This window comes from Nonomuraea sp. B5E05, from assembly GCF_039880665.1.
GTDB lineage: Bacteria > Actinomycetota > Actinomycetes > Streptosporangiales > Streptosporangiaceae > Nonomuraea.
This window is the reverse complement of sequence record NZ_JBDPMJ010000002.1, coordinates 402,377-420,082: the sequence shown is the minus strand read 5'-3', so window position 1 is coordinate 420,082 and position 17,706 is coordinate 402,377. Positions and strand designations below refer to the sequence as shown.

14 protein-coding genes are annotated in these 17,706 nt (G+C 69.5%); 7 read left to right on the top strand and 7 right to left on the bottom strand.

Features of this window, described 5'->3' with window-relative positions; all coding sequences use genetic code 11:
* Positions 1 to 55 precede the first annotated feature (55 nt).
* The 5 genes from ABGB01_RS05365 to ABGB01_RS05345 all read right to left on the bottom strand — a co-directional run bounded on the left by ABGB01_RS05365 (position 56) and on the right by ABGB01_RS05345 (position 4,864).
* Complete coding sequence (locus ABGB01_RS05365; protein WP_347770869.1) at positions 56 to 841, bottom strand: ABC transporter ATP-binding protein; 786 nt, start codon at positions 839 to 841, stop codon at positions 56 to 58.
* On the bottom strand, positions 838 to 1,776 hold the full coding sequence (locus ABGB01_RS05360; RefSeq protein ID WP_347770867.1) for an ABC transporter ATP-binding protein: 939 nt from the start codon (positions 1,774 to 1,776) through the stop codon (positions 838 to 840). Before ABGB01_RS05360 ends, ABGB01_RS05365 begins: the two co-directional genes overlap by 4 nt.
* The gene (locus ABGB01_RS05355) at positions 1,766 to 2,764 is read right to left on the bottom strand and encodes a branched-chain amino acid ABC transporter permease (RefSeq protein WP_347770865.1); all 999 of its coding nucleotides are present in this window, start codon (positions 2,762 to 2,764) and stop codon (positions 1,766 to 1,768) included. Before ABGB01_RS05355 ends, ABGB01_RS05360 begins: the two co-directional genes overlap by 11 nt.
* 16 nt (positions 2,765 to 2,780) lie before the next feature.
* Positions 2,781 to 4,070: a branched-chain amino acid ABC transporter permease gene (locus ABGB01_RS05350; RefSeq protein WP_347770863.1), complete on the bottom strand. Its 1,290-nt coding sequence runs from the start codon at positions 4,068 to 4,070 to the stop codon at positions 2,781 to 2,783.
* Positions 4,071 to 4,468: 398 nt separating this feature from the next.
* Positions 4,469 to 4,864 carry a hotdog fold thioesterase gene (locus ABGB01_RS05345; protein ID WP_347770861.1) on the bottom strand — a complete coding sequence of 132 codons (396 nt, stop codon included), beginning with the start codon at positions 4,862 to 4,864 and terminating at the stop codon, positions 4,469 to 4,471.
* Between the two features lie 79 nt (positions 4,865 to 4,943).
* Between ABGB01_RS05345 and polA the strand changes: the two genes are divergently transcribed.
* From polA to ABGB01_RS05325, 4 genes are all read left to right on the top strand, one after another.
* Positions 4,944 to 7,634 (top strand): DNA polymerase I, encoded by a 2,691-nt coding sequence (gene polA, locus ABGB01_RS05340; protein ID WP_347770859.1) that lies wholly within the window; start codon positions 4,944 to 4,946, stop codon positions 7,632 to 7,634.
* Between the two features lie 155 nt (positions 7,635 to 7,789).
* On the top strand, positions 7,790 to 8,839 hold the full coding sequence (locus ABGB01_RS05335) for a polysaccharide deacetylase family protein (protein WP_347770857.1): 1,050 nt from the start codon (positions 7,790 to 7,792) through the stop codon (positions 8,837 to 8,839).
* A 192-nt stretch (positions 8,840 to 9,031) separates the two neighbouring features.
* A complete protein-coding gene (gene rpsA / locus ABGB01_RS05330; protein WP_347770855.1) occupies positions 9,032 to 10,516 on the top strand; it encodes a 30S ribosomal protein S1 in 1,485 nt (494 codons plus the stop codon).
* Positions 10,517 to 10,995: 479 nt separating this feature from the next.
* Complete coding sequence (locus ABGB01_RS05325) at positions 10,996 to 12,747, top strand: alpha/beta fold hydrolase (protein ID WP_347771258.1); 1,752 nt, start codon at positions 10,996 to 10,998, stop codon at positions 12,745 to 12,747.
* Between the two features lie 103 nt (positions 12,748 to 12,850).
* On the opposite strand, the gene ABGB01_RS05320 is transcribed toward ABGB01_RS05325, so the two are convergent.
* On the bottom strand, positions 12,851 to 13,969 hold the full coding sequence (locus ABGB01_RS05320) for an RNA-guided endonuclease TnpB family protein (RefSeq protein WP_347770853.1): 1,119 nt from the start codon (positions 13,967 to 13,969) through the stop codon (positions 12,851 to 12,853).
* 192 nt (positions 13,970 to 14,161) lie between these two features.
* On the opposite strand from ABGB01_RS05320, the gene ABGB01_RS05315 reads away from it, so the two are divergent.
* The 3 genes from ABGB01_RS05315 (at position 14,162) to ABGB01_RS05305 (ending at position 16,850) form a co-directional block, all read left to right on the top strand.
* Positions 14,162 to 14,620: a GNAT family N-acetyltransferase gene (locus ABGB01_RS05315; RefSeq protein WP_347771256.1), complete on the top strand. Its 459-nt coding sequence runs from the start codon at positions 14,162 to 14,164 to the stop codon at positions 14,618 to 14,620.
* An 88-nt stretch (positions 14,621 to 14,708) separates the two neighbouring features.
* Positions 14,709 to 15,311 carry a dephospho-CoA kinase gene (coaE, locus tag ABGB01_RS05310; RefSeq protein WP_347770851.1) on the top strand — a complete coding sequence of 201 codons (603 nt, stop codon included), beginning with the start codon at positions 14,709 to 14,711 and terminating at the stop codon, positions 15,309 to 15,311.
* Between the two features lie 156 nt (positions 15,312 to 15,467).
* Complete coding sequence (locus tag ABGB01_RS05305) at positions 15,468 to 16,850, top strand: glycoside hydrolase family 43 protein (RefSeq protein ID WP_347770849.1); 1,383 nt, start codon at positions 15,468 to 15,470, stop codon at positions 16,848 to 16,850.
* 3 nt (positions 16,851 to 16,853) lie between these two features.
* Here the strand turns inward: ABGB01_RS05305 and ABGB01_RS05300 are convergent, their stop codons facing one another.
* Positions 16,854 to 17,678, bottom strand: a complete 825-nt coding sequence (locus tag ABGB01_RS05300) for an SDR family NAD(P)-dependent oxidoreductase (protein WP_347770847.1) — start codon at positions 17,676 to 17,678, stop codon at positions 16,854 to 16,856.
* Positions 17,679 to 17,706: the final 28 nt, after the last annotated feature.

Here is a 17,706-nt window from a genome sequence, read left to right as displayed (position 1 = left end):
CGGCGAAGGGGCTCGCCGGGAGCCCCTTCGCCGTTTTCGCGAACGATCGCTGGATCTACGCCTTGGCCAGCGTGCCGAGGTAGAGCTCGATGACCTTGGGGTCGTTGGCGAGTTGCCGTCCGGTGCCGGTGTAGGCGTTACGGCCCTGGTCGAGGACGTAGCCGCGGTGGCAGATCTGCAGGCAGCGGCGCGCGTTCTGCTCCACCATGATGACCGTCACGCCCGCCTTGTTGATCTGCTGGGCCTGGATGAAGACCAGGTCCTGCAGCTTGGGCGACAGACCGGCGGACGGCTCGTCGAGCAGCAGCACCGAGGGCTCGGTCATCAGGGCCCTCGCCATCGCCACCATCTGCCGCTCGCCGCCGGACAGGGAGCCGGCGCGCTGCTTGCGCCGTTCTTTGAGCGCGGGGAACAACTCGGCGACGAACTCGAAGCGCTCCTTGAACTTCCCCGGCGTCTGGAAGGCGCCCATCTCGAGGTTCTCCTCGATGGTGAGGCTGGGGAAGACGTTGTTGGTCTGCGGGACGTAGCCGACCCCGCGGGCGACCAGTGTGTGCGCCTTCATGTTCGTGATGTTCTCACCCTTCAGCAGCACCGTGCCGCTGCGGATGTTGACCAGCCCGAACATGGCCTTGAGCAGCGTCGACTTCCCGGCGCCGTTGGGGCCGATGATGCCGATCAGTTCGCCGTCCTTGACGTAGAGGTCGGAGCCGTTGAGGATGTTGACGCCTGGCAGGTAGCCGGCGATCAGCTCGTCGCATCGGAGCACGGCGTCCTCGGCGCCTTCCAGATGCGCGCTGCGGTCGGTGACGGCCGCCTTCGACTCTGGGCCGGCGTTCACTTCTGCGTCTCCTCCTCGATCTCGGCCTCCAGTGCCGCCTCAGCCTCCTGCAGCTGGGCCTCCAGCTCGCCCTCGGACAGGGGCGCGTCGTGGTGGGAGCCCAGGTAGGCGTCGATCACACGCTCGTCGGACATGATGGTCGAGGGCGGGCCCTCGGCGATGACCGCGCCCTGGGCCATGACGATCACCCAGTCGCTGATGTCACGCACCATGTCCATGTCGTGCTCCACGAACAACACCGTCATGCCCTGCTCGCGCAGGTCCTTGACGTGGCCGAGCAGCGACTGGGTCAGCGCCGGGTTGACGCCCGCCATGGGCTCGTCGAGCATGACCAGCTCGGGGTTCACCATGAGCGCGCGGGCCATCTCCAGCAGCTTGCGCTGGCCGCCGGACAACGATCCGGCGAAGTCGTCGCGCTTGGCGTCGAGCTTGAAGCGGGCCAGCAACTCCTCGGCCCGTTCGGTGATCTCGTCTTCCTGGGCACGCCACAGGCGCGGCACGAGCGCCTGCCAGAAGTTCTCGCCCTTCTGCCGCTGGGCGCCGAGGCGCATGTTCTCCAGCACCGTCAGGCGCGAAAGCGCCTTGGTGAGCTGGAACGTGCGGACCATGCCGCTTCTGGCCACCTTGTGGGCGGAAACGCCGTTCATGGACCGCCCGTTGAACGTCCACGAGCCGGCGTCGGCCCTGTCGAACCCGGTGAGCTGGTTGAAGAACGTGGTCTTGCCGGCGCCGTTGGGGCCGATCAGCGCCGTGATGGAGCCGCGCTGGATCTCCACGTGGCCGACGTCGACGGCGGTCAGGCCGCCGAAGCGGCGGACGACGTGGTCCACCACGAGGATGGGGTCGGGCTTGGGCACGCCCGGATCGCGTGCCAGGTCCTTGAAGGCGGCCAGGGCGGCGGCCTTGCGGTCGGTGCTCGTGGTCTCAGCGTGCATCGATTGCGATCTCCCTCTTGTCACCGAAGATGCCCTGTGGCCGGTAGACAAGCAACAGGATCAGGCCGGCGCCGACCAGGATCCAGCGCAGGGCGCCCACCTGGTTGGTGTCCATGAAGGTGATGTACCCCACGCGGACGGCCTCGGAGAGCACGCCGTAGATGAGCACGAGCAGGACCCAGAAGAGCATCGAACCGATGACCGGGCCGAGCACGCGGGCCGCGCCGCCGAGGATGACCATCGTGTACATGTAGAACGTCGTCTCGGTGCCGAACACGTCAGGCTGCACCGAGGCATAGCCCAGACCATAGATGAAGCCGCCCATGCAGCCGATGACACCGCCCAGCACCAGCGCCTGCATCTTGTACGAGAAGACGCTCTTGCCCAGGCTGCGCACGGCGTCCTCGTCCTCGCGGATGGCCTTGAGCACGCGACCCCACGGGCTCTTCATCAGCAGGTGCACCACGAAACAGGCCAGGGCGATCAGCACCCAGCCGACGGTGATCACCCACATCGTGCGGTGGTTGAAGAACAGCGGGATGGGGCCGAGATTGAAGCCGTAGTTTCCCGCGGGATAGGGGTTGAGCGCGTAGAAGCCCTCGGTGAAGCCGCGGTGGCCGTCGGAGCCGCCGAAGACGTCCTTGAACTGCACCGAGCGGAAGACGAGCCGGACGATCTCGGCCGCCGCGATGGTGACGATGGCCAGATAGTCGGCGCGCAACTGGAGCGTCGGTATGCCCAGCAGGAACGCGAGGATCACCGCGGCGATCAGGCCGAAGATGATGCCGACCCAGAACGGCATGCCGAGGACGACGACGGTGACCGCCAGGCCGTAGCCGGCCACGCCCATGAACGCGGCCTGGCCGAAGTTGAGCAGCCCGGTGTAGCCGAAGTGGATGTTGAGACCGATGGCGGCGATGCCGTACAGCACCGTCTCGACGCCGACCGCGGCCTTGATGGTGGTGCTGAAGATCGTGATCCAGTCCATTCTGATCCTCCCCCGATCAGCCGATCCGCTCGCGGCGGCCGAGGATGCCCTGCGGCCGGACGAGGAGCACGATGATGAGAACGGCGAGAGCGCCGACGTTCTTCAACTCCGGCGGCACCCACAGCGTCGAGACCTGGATGAACAGGCCGACCACCAGTGACCCGATCAGCGCGCCGAACGCGGTGCCGAGCCCGCCGAGCGTCACACCGGCGAAGATGAGCAGGAGCATCTCCTGCCCCATCGTGTATTTCAGGTTCTGGGAGAGGCCGAGCATGATGCCCGCGAGCGCGGCGATGGCGCCGCCCGAGGTCCAGATGATCCGGACGACCCGGTCGACGTTGATGCCGGACGACGCCGCGAGCGCCGGGTTGTCGGCCACCGCACGCGCGGCCTTGCCGGTGCGGGTGCGCAGCAGGGCGATGCCGACGATGATCAGCACGACGAGCTCGATGCCCATGGCGACGAAGTTCTTCGGCGCGGCCGAGATCGGCCCCACCTGCACGCCGGGCTGCGCGTTGAACTCGGTGTAGGCCTCGGTCTGGCCGCCGAAGAGGATGAGGAACAGGTAGCGCAGGAAGAGCGCGACGCCGATCGAGATGATCATCATGGCGATGATGCCGGTGCCGCGCCTGCGCAGTTGCCCCCAGAAGAAGCGGTCCTGGAGGTAGCCGAGCAGGCCGGCGACGATGACGGCGATGGCGGCGGCGGGGATGAGGCCGAGCCCCATGCCCGCGTTGAAGCCGTAGGCGAGGATCGCGCCGAGGGTGACCAGCTCGCCGTGGGCGAAGTTGGTCAGGCCGGTCGTGCCGTAGATGAGCGAGAGGCCGAGCGCGGCCAGGGCGATGATCAGGCCGAGGTTGAACCCCTCGAAGGTGAGCTGCGCGGCGCGGGTCCAGAACGCGCTGTTGTCGTCGCTCTGCTGCCCCTGGTCCTGGCCGGCGCCCTTCGGCTGGAGGGGGAAGAGGGCGGTGGAGCAGTTGCCCTCATGGACGCTCAGCGTGCGGACGTTCGTGCCGCCCCGCGGCTCGGCGTTCTGCGGCAGGCTGCTGGGATCCAGGGTGACTTTGTACCTGCCCGGGTCCTCGACCTGGACATCCCACTTGCCCTGAGCGTCGGTGGTGGCCTCCGAGACGGGTTTGCCGTCCTCGGTGGTCACGGAGATTCTGGCGCCGTTCACTGGCTGGCCTTGGAAGTTGAGTGTTCCCCTCAAGCCCTGGCAGTCGGCCGGCCCCGCGTGGGCCGGGCCGGCGAGCAGGAAGATGAGTCCACCCAGGAAGGCCGTGAACGCGATCACGGCTCTGCGCAATGGTGCTCCCTCGAAAATAGGTCAAGGCGGGGTTGTGCCCCTCCATCTCGACACGCGCGCATCGCAGGCACAACTGGGATGCAATGGCGGGAGCTTATTCCGGGTGCGCCCGTTTCAGTATCGTTCGTCACCAATTAGTGACATGCGTGTGTCACTGATGTGAGAATCCAACGAGGCAGGTCAGGGGCTAAATCGAGGGAGACGCCTGGCATGAGGGAAAACGATGGAATAACGATCGCATGTGGGTGTTGACGAGCCCGCGGGGCGGCCTTTGGGGCCGTGTAAGGCTTCCCCGGCCGTACACGTTTTCTACTGAGCCTCCCCGCGGGGCTCTGTTCGGTCAACCGTAGCGACCCGCGGGGGGCGCGCGCAAAGGCTGTACGGAAGTGACCGATGTGTCAGCGGTCGCGCAGCATGCAGGTGAGGCGGGAGGTGCACACGCGACGCCCCTGCTCGTCACTGATCACGATGTCGTACGTCGCCAGCGTCCGGCCGGCGTGCAACCTGGTCGCCACGCCGGTCACATGGCCGGAGGTCGCGGAGCGGTGGTGGGTGGCGCTGATCTCGATGCCCATGGCGATGCGGTCGGGCCCCGCGTGGATGGCCGCCGCCACCGAGCCCAGGGTCTCGGCCAGCACCACAGACGCCCCGCCGTGCAGCAGCCCGTACGGCTGCGTGTTGCCCTCGACCGGCATCCGGCCCGTCACCCGCTCCGGCGTGGCCTCGAGGAACTCGATGCCCATCCGCTCGGGAAGCGTGCCCGCGTGCATGTCGCCGACCATCGCTACATCCATGGGGTTGGTCTGTGTCAAAGGGACGCCTCCACTCTTCCGAGCTCAGGTTTCTGTCGCAGACGCAGACTAGGCTGCGGGTGTGCCGAAGAGTGAAGTGACCCCCAGCCGCCCGTGCCTGTTGCTGCTTGACGGGCATTCCCTGGCCTATCGCGCGTTCTACGCGCTCAAGGACGCCAACCTGATGACCACCGACGGTCAGCACACCGAGGCGGTCTACGGGTTCACCTCGATGTTGACCAACATCCTGCGCGACGAGCAGCCGACCCACGTGGCGGTGGCCTTCGACAGGTCGGAGCCGACGTTCCGCCATGAGGAATACTCCGACTACAAGGCCAACAGGAGCGAGACGCCGGAAGACTTCCGCGGGCAGATGCAGCTGATCTTCGAGCTGCTCGACACGCTGCGCATCCCGCGGCTGTCCAAGGCGGGCTTCGAGGCCGACGACCTCATCGCCACGCTGGCCACCCGCGCCTCGGCGGAGGGGATGAACGTTCTGATCGTCACGGGCGACCGCGACGCGCTCCAGCTGGTCGACGAGAACGTCACCGTTCTGATGACCCGGCGCGGCATCAGCGACATGACCAGGTTCACGCCCGAGGCGGTCCAGGAGAAATACGGTCTGACGCCCGCGCAATACCCCGACTTCGCGGCGCTGCGCGGCGACCCCAGCGACAACCTGCTGAGCATCCCGAGCGTGGGGGAGAAGACCGCGGCCAAGTGGGTGCGCGAGTTCGGCTCGCTGACCGCGCTGGTCGACCGGGTCGACGAGGTCAAGGGCAAGGTCGGCGACAAGCTGCGCGAGCACGTCGCCCAGGTGCTGATGAACCGCCGGCTCACCGAGCTGCTGCGCGACGTCCCGCTGGAGGTCGAGCCCGGCGCGCTCAGCCAGGGCACGTGGGAGCGCGAGGAGATCAACAAACTGTTCGACACCCTGCAGATCCGCGGCGAGCTGCGCGAGCGGGTGTTCAAGGTGCTCGGCACCGGTGAGCAGGAGCCCGAGCAGGGCTTCGAGGTGGAGACCGTGCTGCTCGGCCCCGACCGCGTCGCGGGCTGGCTGTCGGCGCTGCCCGCCGGCCGCGCGGGCCTGGCGTTCAAGGGCTCCTACGGCAGCGGCGGCGGGCGCGTCGACGCCGTCGCCATCGCCTCGCCCGACGGCACGGCCGCCCACATCGACCTCGTCAAGCTCACCGAGGCCGACGAGACGGCCCTGCGTGCCTGGCTGGGCGACGACGCCCGGCCCAAGGCCGTTCACGACGCCAAGGGCCCCATCCTGGCCCTCTGGGCGCAGGGCATGGAGCTGCGTGGCCTGAGCTGCGACACCGCGCTGGCCGCCTACCTCGCCATGCCGGGGCAGCGCACGTTCGCCCTGGAAGACCTGGCCAGGCGCTACCTCAACCGCGACCTGCGCGCCGAGGAGGAGTCCGACGGGCAGGCCGCGCTGTTCGGCGACGACGAGGACGCGCCGGCCAAGGACCTCGCGCTGCGCGCCCACGCCGTGCGCGAGCTGGCCGACGCCCTGGAGAGCTTCCTGGCCGGGAGAGGCGGCACCCAGCTCATGACCGACGTGGAGCTGCCGCTGTTGTCGGTGCTGGCCGAGATGGAGCGCGCCGGCATCGCCGTCGACAGCGAATACTTCGCGGGCCTTGAGGCCGAGTTCGGCGCCGCCGTCAAGCACGCCGTGGAGGAGGCGCACCGCTCGGTCGGCGAGCAGTTCAACCTCGGCTCGCCCAAGCAGCTGCAGGAGATCCTCTTCGTCCGGCTCAACCTGCCCAAGACGAAGAAGATCAAGACCGGCTGGAGCACCGACGCCGACCAGCTCGCCTGGCTGGCCACCCAGACCGAGCACGAGCTGCCCACGATCATGCTGCGCCACCGCGACCAGGCCAAGCTCCGCATCACCGTCGAGGGCCTGATCAAGGAGATCGCCGACGACGGGCGCATCCACACCACGTTCAACCAGACCATGGCCGCCACGGGCCGGCTGTCGTCGGAGAAGCCCAACCTGCAGAACATCCCGATCCGCACCGCCGAGGGCCGCCGCATCCGGCAGGGCTTCGTGGTCGGCGAGGGCTACGAGACGCTGCTGACGGCCGACTACAGCCAGATCGAGCTGCGCATCATGGCCCACCTGTCGGGCGACGAGTCGCTGATCGAGGCGTTCGAGTCGGGCCACGACTTCCACCAGGCCACCGCCGCCCGGGTGTTCGACCTGCCGCCCGAGCAGATCGACGGCGAGCTGCGCGCCCGCATCAAGGCGATGAACTACGGCCTGGCCTATGGCCTGTCCGACTTCGGGCTGTCCCAGCAGCTCAACATCCCGGTGGCCGAGGCGCGGGCGCTGAAGGAGGAATACTTCACCGAGTTCGGCGGCGTGCGCGACTTCCTGCACGCCATCGTCCAGCAGGCCCGCGCCGACGGCTACACCGAGACCATCATGGGCCGCCGCCGCTACCTCCCCGACCTCACCAGCGACAACCGCCAGCGCCGCGAGATGGCCGAACGCATGGCGCTCAACGCCCCCATCCAGGGCTCGGCGGCCGACATCATCAAGGTCGCCATGCTGCACGTGCGCCAGGCGCTCGGCGAGGAAGGGCTGGCCTCCCGGATGCTGCTGCAGGTCCACGACGAGCTGGTGTTCGAGGTGGCGCCCGGAGAGCTGGAGCCGCTCACGCAGCTCGTGTGCGACCAGATGAACGCCGCCTACCACCTGCGCGTGCCGCTGGAGGTCTCCGTGGGCGTCGGGCGCACCTGGGAGGACGCCGGCCACTGACCTGGGCGCTGATCCGGCCACTGACGTCGAGGGCCGCCCGCCGTGGGGGATCTGCACTAGCCTGATCGTGTTTCTCACCCGAGCGGCCCGGGAGTTCTGTGCGGTTACCAGCGTCCCTCACGCGGATCATCGGCGTTGCGAACGTGGTGGTGATAATGGTGGCCATCGTCGGGCTCAGCCTGTTACCGGACGAGCCGCGGCCGCACGCGCGGCCCGACGACGCGGCCGAGGTCGGCGAGAGCCCTCCGCCGCCCAGCTCGCCACCCAGCCCGTCGCCGGTGGGCCAGCCGCCCGGCGTCGTGTCCACGCCCGAGTTCGCCCGTCAGGTGCGCGCCAACGAGGCCGGCCTGGTGCCGGTCCTGATGTACCACCGGATCGTCGCCGAACGGCGGGCCTCCATCGACAGGACCCCCGCCCAGCTCAGGAAGGAACTGGAGCGGCTGGCGAAGGAGGGCTACGTGCCGATCACCGCCAGGGAGTTCGTGACCGGCGACATCCGGGTCCCCGCGGGGAGGTTCCCCGTGGTGCTCACGTTCGACGACGGTCACCCCAGCCACTTCACCCTCGACGCCACGGGCAACCCGGCGGCGGACACGGCCGTGGCCGTGATCCAGGAGGTGGCCAGGAAACACCCGTCCTTCCGGCCCGTCGCCACGTTCTGGATCAACAAGGAACCCTTCGGGCTGCGCGACAGCCCGTCGCAGGCGGCGGCGGTGCGGTGGCTGGTCGACCATGGCTACGAGGTCGCCAACCACACCTGGAGCCACCCCGACCTGCGGACGATCAAGCGGAAGAAGGTGCGCGAGCAGATCGTCCGGCTCGAACGCCTGCTCAAGAAGCTCGGCGTGCCGTCCTCCAGGACCATGGCGCTGCCGTACGGCTCGTTGCCCCGTGGGAAGAAGCCCGCTCGGGTCGGGGCGTGGGACGGCACGCGTTATGATTTCGCAGGCGTGTTCCTCGCCGGAGCCGAGCCGTCGCTTTCGCCCTACGCGAAAAAATTCGACCGGGGGGCGATCCAGCGCATCCAGAGCAACGCCAAGAAGGGCGAGTGCCGCAAGTGGTGTTCGCAACACTGGCTCGACTGGCTGCGTAAGCACCCTGGTGAGCGCTACGTCTCCGACGGCGACCCCGACCGGATCTCCATGCCGAAGAAACTTCGCGGTAATATCGTGGCCAAGCGAGGGCTCCAGGTCATCGCGTACTGACGCCTCCCTGGATTGACCCCGTGGCCAAGGTCTCATATGCTGATCGCTGCGCTGTGGGCTCGCGCGCGCCTCAGACGGAGCGGGCTCGCGCTCGGTCACGTCGATGTCGTCATTCCTCGGCTTGATGCGGAAGAGGGCCTGCCGCGCATCCGCCACATCGACATCCTGTCCGCGTTCGGAGCAATTCCACACATGACGTCCAGCACTGAGGCCACCTCGAGCACCCCGCAGGTAGCGGTCAACGACATCGGGTCCGAGGAAGCCTTCCTCGCAGCGATCGACGAGACCATCAAGTACTTCAACGACGGCGACATTGTCGAGGGCACCGTCGTCAAGGTCGATCGAGACGAGGTCCTTCTCGATATCGGCTACAAGACCGAGGGTGTCATTCCCTCGCGCGAGCTTTCGATCAAGCACGATGTCGACCCTGCTGACGTCGTGGAGGTCGGCGAACACGTCGAGGCCCTGGTTCTCCAGAAGGAGGACAAAGAGGGTCGCCTGATCCTGTCCAAGAAGCGCGCCCAGTACGAGCGCGCCTGGGGCACGATCGAGAAGATCAAGGACGAGGACGGCATCGTCACCGGCACCGTCATCGAGGTCGTCAAGGGTGGTCTCATCCTCGACATCGGCCTCCGTGGCTTCCTCCCGGCGTCCCTGGTCGAGATGCGGCGTGTCCGCGACCTGCAGCCGTACGTCGGCCGCGAGCTCGAAGCCAAGATCATCGAGCTCGACAAGAACCGCAACAACGTGGTTTTGTCGCGCCGTGCCTGGCTCGAGCAGACGCAGTCCGAGGTTCGCCAGACGTTCCTCAACACCCTCCAGAAGGGCCAGGTCCGCAAGGGCGTCGTCTCGTCGATCGTCAACTTCGGCGCCTTCGTCGACCTCGGCGGCGTCGACGGTCTGGTCCACGTGTCCGAGCTGTCCTGGAAGCACATCGACCACCCGTCCGAGGTCGTCGAGGTGGGCCAGGAGGTCACGGTCGAGGTCCTCGACGTCGACATGGAGCGCGAGCGCGTCTCCCTGTCGCTCAAGGCCACCCAGGAAGACCCGTGGCAGCAGTTCGCCCGCACCCACCAGATCGGCCAGGTCGTGCCGGGCCGCGTCACCAAGCTGGTGCCGTTCGGCGCGTTCGTCCGGGTCGAGGAGGGCATCGAGGGCCTGGTCCACATCTCCGAGCTGGCCGAGCGCCATGTGGAGATCCCGGAGCAGGTCGTCCAGGTCGGCGACGAGATCTTCGTCAAGATCATCGACATCGACCTCGACCGCCGTCGCATCAGCCTGTCGCTGAAGCAGGCCAACGAGGGTGTCGGCGCCGAGGTCGAGTTCGACCCGACCCTCTACGGCATGGCGGCCACCTACGACGACCAGGGCAACTACATCTACCCCGAGGGCTTCGACTCGGAGACCGGCGAGTGGCTCGAGGGCTTCGACAAGCAGCGTGAGGAGTGGGAGCGGCAGTACGCCGAGGCCCAGCAGCGCTTCGAGGCCCACAGGAAGCAGATCGAGGAGGCCCGCAAGGCCGAGGCGGAGGCCGGCGAGGCCGCTCCCTCGTCCTACAGCGGCGACTCCCCGGCCCAGTCGGGTGGCGGCTCGTCGTCGGCTCCCGCCAGCGGCGCGCTCGCCTCTGACGAGGCGCTCGCGGCCCTGCGCGAGAAGCTCGCCGGCGGCCAGAGCTGACGCTTCACTGAAGGCCACGGCTCGATCCCTGGCCTGAACGAAGAACCCCGCACGGATGACCGTGCGGGGTTCTTCGTCTGCGGGCGACTTCGCGGGTACACCCCGCACCACTTCCGGTACGCAGTCCTCCGGCTCACGCCCCGGGCCGCGACGGTGACGCTCGCGCCGCGGGCCTGCCCATCGACCAGCGCGCCGTGCCGACCGGGGTGACACACGGCGGGCCGGCGGTGCTGCGGCGGATCGCCGAACACGGCAACGACATCGTCTACTGGGGAGAGGCGCACAGCCCCAGCCACATGGTCGCAGGGCGGCGCCGGACTCCCTGGTGGCGGGCATACGCGCCGCTTTCCGGACGATCCGCGGAGGCCGCCGGAGATTTCCCCGGCGGCCTTCGGCGAAGCCGTCCACCGGCCCGCGGGGCGCTGTCAGACTGCTGACCTGCGCTGTCGGCACTACTCTGCAGGAGCGACGCGGTGGGCATGGGTCAGCGGATGTTGCGGATGACGACCGCTCTGGCGGTCGCCGGCGCGGGTGGCGTACTCACCGGACCGGAAGCGGTCGGCGCGGGCCATGCGCGGGTCGCGCCGGAGGTCCATGGGACGGTTGCCGTGCCGGTGGTGAGCGGCGCCCGCGTGGTCCTGGAGGCGGGCGGTGGCCGCGCGGCGCCGCGGCAGGCGGGCGGGGCACGGCGGGGGCTTGCCTGGTGGGACTGCGGAGACGGGCTGCGGTGCGCCAAACTGTCCGTGCCCGCCGACTGGGCCAGGCCGGGCGGAGCCCGTACCGAGATCGACGTGGCCCGGATGCCCGCGCGGGACCCGCGGCGCAGTCGCGGCCACCTGGTCGTGAACACCGGTGCGGGGTCCTCCATCCAGGACGTGCGGGCGCGGCCCGACACCGTGAGCGAGCTGGCGCGGTGGTTCGACGTCGTGATCATGGAGGCGCGCGGGTCCGGCGACCACGACAGCGCGGCGGCCGTACGATGCGCGGTGCCGCCCCCCGACGTGCTGCGCCTCCAGCTGTCCCGGGGCCCGGCCGGCTGGCGCGCCCACGCCCGCGCCAACGCCGCCTACGGCAGGAGTTGCCGCGCCGCCGCGGGAGCCACCCGGCTCACGTCCTGGCAGGTCGCCCGCGACCTCGACGCCCTGCGGGCCGCACTCGGCGAGGCGCGGCTGCGCTACTTCGGCAACTCCTACGGGGCCGTCTACGGGCAGGCGTACGCGGAGTCGTTCCCGGGTCGCGTGGGGCGGATGTACCTGGAAGGCGTACCCGGCCTCACCGAACCCGGGCTGGAGCGGCGGATGACCGCAAGGGCCCGCGCGGTGGAGCGCCAGCTGTACGCCTTCCGCGACTGGTGCCGGGGCCGGCTGGGCTGCCCGCTGGGCGAGGACGACGCCGTGTCGGTCTTCGAGGACCTGGCCGGACGCGTGCCGCTGCCTGCCGGGCCGCGAAGCGAGGTGAGCGCCCGGCGGCTGGTCGCCGCCGTGTACGCCGGCCTCACCCCGGCACGCTGGCCCGAACTGGCCCGAGCTCTGTCGGCGGCCAGATCCGGCGACGCCCGCCCACTGGCGTCCCTGGCGTCTCCGTCCCCGGGGTCTCCGTTCCCGACCTCTCCGTTCCCGACCTCTCCGTCCCCGGCTTCCCCGGGCTCTCCGGCGTCGGCGGGCGCGGACGACGCGCCTCGGCCGCCGTCGAACGGCCCGCTGAGCGGACTCGCCACAGGCGGCGGTCATGGGACGGCGACGCTGCGGATGATGATGTGCCAGGACTTCGTGTCCGCCATGCCCCGATACCGGGGCTTTCTCGCCATGGAAGAGAGGCTGCGCGCGGTCGCGCCCCGCGTGGGGTGGATGAGCGGGAGACACGAGGCCGGCCGGTGCCTGGGTCTGGCGGGCACAGGACCCTCCCAGCCGTCCCGGCCCTCCTCCGCAGTGTCCCAGCCGTCCCGGCCGTCCTCGTTGTCCGCGGGGACGCGGGTGCTGGTGGGGATCGGGCGGCTGGACATCGACGCGCCCGCCTCCGGCGCGGCACGGGCGGCCAGGCGGATCCCCGGCGCGGTGGTGTTGTGGCACGGCGACGGGCAGGACGCCTACCTGCTGCAGGGCGTACGCAAGCTCCGCGCCACCTGCCTGCGCACCCGCGTGCACGACTACTTCGTCAAGGGCACGCTGCCCGCCCGCGGCACCGCCTGCAGGGGAGCCCTGGTGGACGGTTTGACATCCTCCCCCTCCTGAAGGAGGGGGATTCCCACGGTCGCCCGTGAGGGTTCCTGCTTCAGCGCCGGTTGCCCGTCCGAGAGGACTCTCGTTGAGGTCTTACACCAGCTCCACAGGCGTTTCAGCTCTCCGCCAGCCCGGCGGCGAGCACGTTCTGGGCCGCGTTCACGTCCCGGTCATGGGCCGCGCCGCAGGCGCACTGCCATGCGCGGGCATGCAACGGCATTCTGTCCTGCAAGGCTCCGCACGCCGAGCACAGCTTGCTGGAGGGGAACCAGCGGTCCACGGCCACGAGCGTGCGCCCGTACCAGGCGGCCTTGTACTCCAGCATGGAGCGCATCTGGCGCCAGGAGGCGTCGGAGATGGCGCGGGCCAGGCTGTGGTTCTTCACCATGTTGCGGACGGTCAGGTCTTCCACGGCGATCACTTGGTTATCGCGAACAAGCCGTGTCGTGACCTTGTGCAGGTGATCCCTTCTACGGTCGGTGACGCGGGCGTGAGCGCGGGCGTGAGCGCGGGCCATCTTCAGGCGGGCCTTGGCCCGGTTGGCCGACCCCTTCTCCTTGCGGGCGAGAGCCCGCTGAGCCTTGGCCAGCTTGCGCCGGTCGCGGCGCTCGTGACAAGGGTTGACGATCTTCTCGCCGGTGGAGAGTGTGGCCAGCGCCGTGATCCCAGCGTCGATCCCCACGTTTTCCGCGACGGGCGGCAGCGGGCTGATCTCCTCCTCGACCAGCAGGGACACGAACCAGCGCCCCGCAGCGTCCTTCGAGACGGTCACCGTGGACGGCTCCGCACCCTCAGGAAGGGGGCGCGACCATGCGATCGCCAGCGGGGCGTCCATCTTCGCCAGCGTCAAGGCGCCGTCGCGCCACCGGAACGCCGACCGGGTGTACTCGGCCGACGCCCGCGACTTCTTGCGGGACTTGAAGGTCGGGTACTTGGCCCGCTTGGCGAAGAAGTTCGCGAACGCGGCCTGGAGGTGGCGAAGCGCCTGCTGAAGAGGGACCGACGACACCTCGGACAGGAAGTCATAGTCTCCGCTGCGCTTCCACACCGTGAGGGCGGCCGAGGACTCCACGTAGGAGACGCGACGGCCTTGCAGCGTGTAGGCGCGGGTCCGTTCCTCCAGGGCTTTGTTGTAGACGAGGCGGACGCAGCCGAACGTCCGGGCAAGCTCTTCGGCCTGCTCGGGGGTCGGGTAGAAGCGGTACTTGTAGGCCCGCTTCACGATCTGCGCCACGCCTCACATCCTACCGCACGATCAGCTAACAATCGTGTGTGTGTTCCATACGGCGGTCCGCCTGGCGGCGAATCGCCTCACCCTGCTCTGCTCCGCAGGAAACCGATTCCTCCCCCGCCTGAAGGCGGGGGTCTCCTTGGAGGTATCCGATGAACCCGCGAGGCGCGACAGCCGGGTAGGGTGCTGCGCGTGCTGATCGAACGGGCGGTGGCCGCGGACGCGGGTGAGATTCTCACCGTGCAGCGGGCGGCCTATGTGAGCGAGGCCCAGCTCTACGGCGACCCGTACATCCTGCCGCTCGTCGAGTCGCTGGAGCAGATGCGCAAGGCCATCGAGGGCGCCGTCGTGCTCAAGGCGCTCGACGCGGGGAGGATCGTCGGCGCGGTGCGCGGGCAGTTGTCGGGCGCCACGTGCGTGGTCGGCCGGCTGGTGGTCGCGCCCGACCGCCAGGGGCAGGGGCTGGGCACGGCTCTGCTGCGGTCCCTGCACGAGGAGGTGCCGGAGGCGTCGGCGTTCGACCTGTTCACGGGGCACCTGTCGGAGGGCAACGTGCGGCTCTACCGTCGCCTCGGCTATCGGGAGACGCACCGGGAGCGGATGGACGACCACCTGACGCTGGTGCACCTGCGCAGGCCCGCGGACCCGAGGTGATCGGCACCCCCCGTCGGCACCCCCCGTCGGGGCGGTCGGGCGCGGGCGCCTCTCCCATGGCTCCGCTCCGGTCGATAGGCTCGTGCGCGTGCTGACGACAGGGCTCACCGGCGGGATCGGTTCCGGCAAGAGCGAGGTGTCCAAGCGGCTCGCGGCCAGGGGCGCCATGGTGATCGACGCCGACAAGATCGCGCGCGAGGTGGTCGAGCCGGGCACGCCGGGCCTGGCCAAGGTGGTCGCCGCGTTCGGCGAGGGGGTGCTCCGCCCGGACGGCTCGCTCGACAGGGAGCGGCTCGGGTCCATCGTGTTCAACGACGCCGAGCGGCTGGCCGAGCTCAACGCGATCGTCCATCCGCTGGTGGGGGAGCGGGTGGCCGAGCTGCGAAGCCAGGCGCCTGACGACGCGATCGTGGTCTACGACGTGCCGCTGCTGGTGGAGAACAACCTGGCTGCCATGTACGACGTCGTCATCGTCGTCGACGTGGCCGACGAGGTGCGCGTCAGGCGGCTCGCCGAGCACCGGGGCATGCCGGAGGCCGACGCCAGGGCCCGCATCGCCGCCCAGGCGAGCCGCGAGGACCGGCTGGCGGCGGCCGACATCGTGGTGCCGAACGAGGGCTCCCTGGACGAGCTGGACACCCGCGTGGCCGAGGTCTGGCACGAGCTGACGAGGCGCGCCGGCCGCGACTGAGCACGAGCAGGTGGCTCCCGCCCGTGCCCGGCACGACAGGAGCCCGCCGTCCCGGAGTGGTAACCGGGGACGATGGGCGTTGACGGGCTGACCACGATCCATGACCATCGGAAAGATCACCCGACAGGTTTCGTGGAAGGACCCCCGATGCCGCGCTTGCCCGCAGTCTTAACCGCAGTCCTCATCGCGCTCATGGGGGTCTTCCCCGGCGCCGCCGCGGGGAGCGCCGCGACGCGGACGTTCCGCAACCCGGTCAATCCGAGCGCCGACCCCAGCCTGATGTACCACGACGGCAACTACTACGTGGCCACCACGCGCGGCGACCGGATCGGCATCTGGAAGTCGCCCAGCCTGGCCACCCTGCTGTCGGCGCCCGAGCAGGTGGTGTGGCGCGACAGCGACCCGAGCCGCAACACCCAGATGTGGGCGCCCGCCTTCCGCCACGTCGGATCCCGCTGGTACGTCTACTACACCGCCTCCGACGGCGTCGACGCCAACCACCGCATGTACGTCCTGGAGTCCGCGGGCGACGACCCGATGGGCCCGTACACCTTCAAGGCCAAGATCGCGGACTTCGGCGAGTACGCCATCGACGGCGAGCCGATCACGCACAACGGTCAGCAGTACTTCGTCTGGGCGGGCCCGGGCCGCGGCATGGGCGGCCCGGCGCAGCTCTACATCGCCCGCATGAGCAACCCGTGGACGGTGACCGGCGGCCGGGTGGCCATCCCCGCCGACGGTGGTTGCACGGAGGTGCGGGAGGGGCCGACCCCGCTCTACCGCAACGGCAGGACGTTCCTGACCTACTCCACCTGCGACACCGGAAAGCCGGACTACCAGTTGTGGATGAAGAGCATCGCGGACGGCGCCGACCCGATGGGGGCGGCCAACTGGAGGCAGCATCCCGGGCCGGTGTTCTCGCGCAACGACTCCACCGGCGTGTGGGGCCCGGGCCACCACTCGTTCTTCCGCTCGCCCGACGGCACCGAGGACTGGATCGCCTACCACGGCAAGAACACCAGCACCTACACCTACGACTTCCGCACCACCCGCGTGCAGAAGTTCACCTGGAACGCCGACGGCACGCCCAGTTTCGGCCGCCCGCTGGCCGCCGGCGCCACCCAGGACCTTCCGTCCGGCGACCCGGGCGCGGCCACCTCGGTGATCAACGACTTCGACCCGCAGGTGTCGTACGCCGGCACGTGGCAGTCGGGCTCCGGCTGCGGCAACCAGTGTTTCTGGAGCAACGACCACTGGAGCGGCGAGACCGGCGCGACCGCCACCGTCACCTTCACCGGGACCAGGGTGGCCCTGCTGAGCGTGCGCGACCGCGGCAACGGCATCGCCGCGATCTCCGTCGACGGGGGTCCCGAGCAGCGCGTCGACTACTACAGCGGCATCCGGGTCGGTGAGCAGCTCAACTACCTGAGCCCGGTCCTGCCGCGTGGCACACACACCCTGCGGGTCCGCGTCACAGGGGAGAAGAACCCCGCCTCGGGCAGCACCGTGATCAGCATGGACCGGATCGAGGTGTACTGAGCCTCACGGCCGCAGCAGGTGGGCGGTCTGCTCGTGCAGGCGGCGCGCGTCCCCCGGGTCGAGGGTCGGCAGCGACGGGTCGACCGGCGCGCGCCGGTCGTAGGCGAGCAGGCCGCGGCCCGGCGGGTCGTCCATGAGCTCGATGATCGGCTCGATGCTCTTCTCGACCGGCTGGGCGAAGATCCTGGCCAGCACCTTGATGACGGCCTTGGCCGGCCCGCCGAGGCTGTCGGTGCCGCTGTCGGTGAAGCCCGGGTGGTGCAGGAGGAAGCGCGTACGCCCGTCCGGATGGTCGGCGGCGTAGGCGACGCCGAGGAGGTCGGCGGCTCGGCCTCCCTGGAGCACGGCCTTGATGCGGCCGAAGCCGTTCTCCAGCGACAGGTCGTCCCAGTGGATGCGGCCCTTGGTGACGCCGACGCCGCACACGCTGACGATCATCGGATCCGCGCCCTTCTCCAGCAGGCCGGTCAGCCCGTAGCTGAGCACCATGCGGCTGACGTAGTAGAGCGCGAAGGTGGCCTCGAAGCCGTCGGGCGTCACCACCCGGCCGGGGAAGTGCCGCATCGCGGTGAGGACGAGCCCGTCCAGCGCGTCGTGCCGCGCCGTGATCTCCTTGATCACGCGTACGTTCTCCGCGACCGAGGTCAGGTCGGCCTGGACGAACGCGGCCCGGTCGCCGGCCCCGGCGCGGGCCGCCTCGTCGAGGAACCGCCGCCCCTTCGCGGGGTCGCTGCCGACGATCGTCACCTGGTCGCCGCGCCGCAGGAAGTGGCGGGCCAACCCTCTCCCCATACCGGCTGTGCCACCCGACACGACATATGTCCTCATATTTTGTCCCTCAAGTCATCGAACGCTG

Coding starts and splice junctions, on each gene's coding strand:
- ABGB01_RS05360 (WP_347770867.1), bottom strand. CDS start 1,776: ATGCACGCTGAGACCACGAGCACCGACCGCAAGGCCGCCGCCCTGGCC.
- ABGB01_RS05355 (WP_347770865.1), bottom strand. CDS start 2,764: ATGGACTGGATCACGATCTTCAGCACCACCATCAAGGCCGCGGTCGGC.
- ABGB01_RS05345 (WP_347770861.1), bottom strand. CDS start 4,864: ATGGATGTAGCGATGGTCGGCGACATGCACGCGGGCACGCTTCCCGAG.
- ABGB01_RS05335 (WP_347770857.1), top strand. CDS start 7,790: ATGGTGGCCATCGTCGGGCTCAGCCTGTTACCGGACGAGCCGCGGCCG.
- rpsA (WP_347770855.1), top strand. CDS start 9,032: ATGACGTCCAGCACTGAGGCCACCTCGAGCACCCCGCAGGTAGCGGTC.
- ABGB01_RS05325 (WP_347771258.1), top strand. CDS start 10,996: ATGGGTCAGCGGATGTTGCGGATGACGACCGCTCTGGCGGTCGCCGGC.
- ABGB01_RS05300 (WP_347770847.1), bottom strand. CDS start 17,678: ATGAGGACATATGTCGTGTCGGGTGGCACAGCCGGTATGGGGAGAGGG.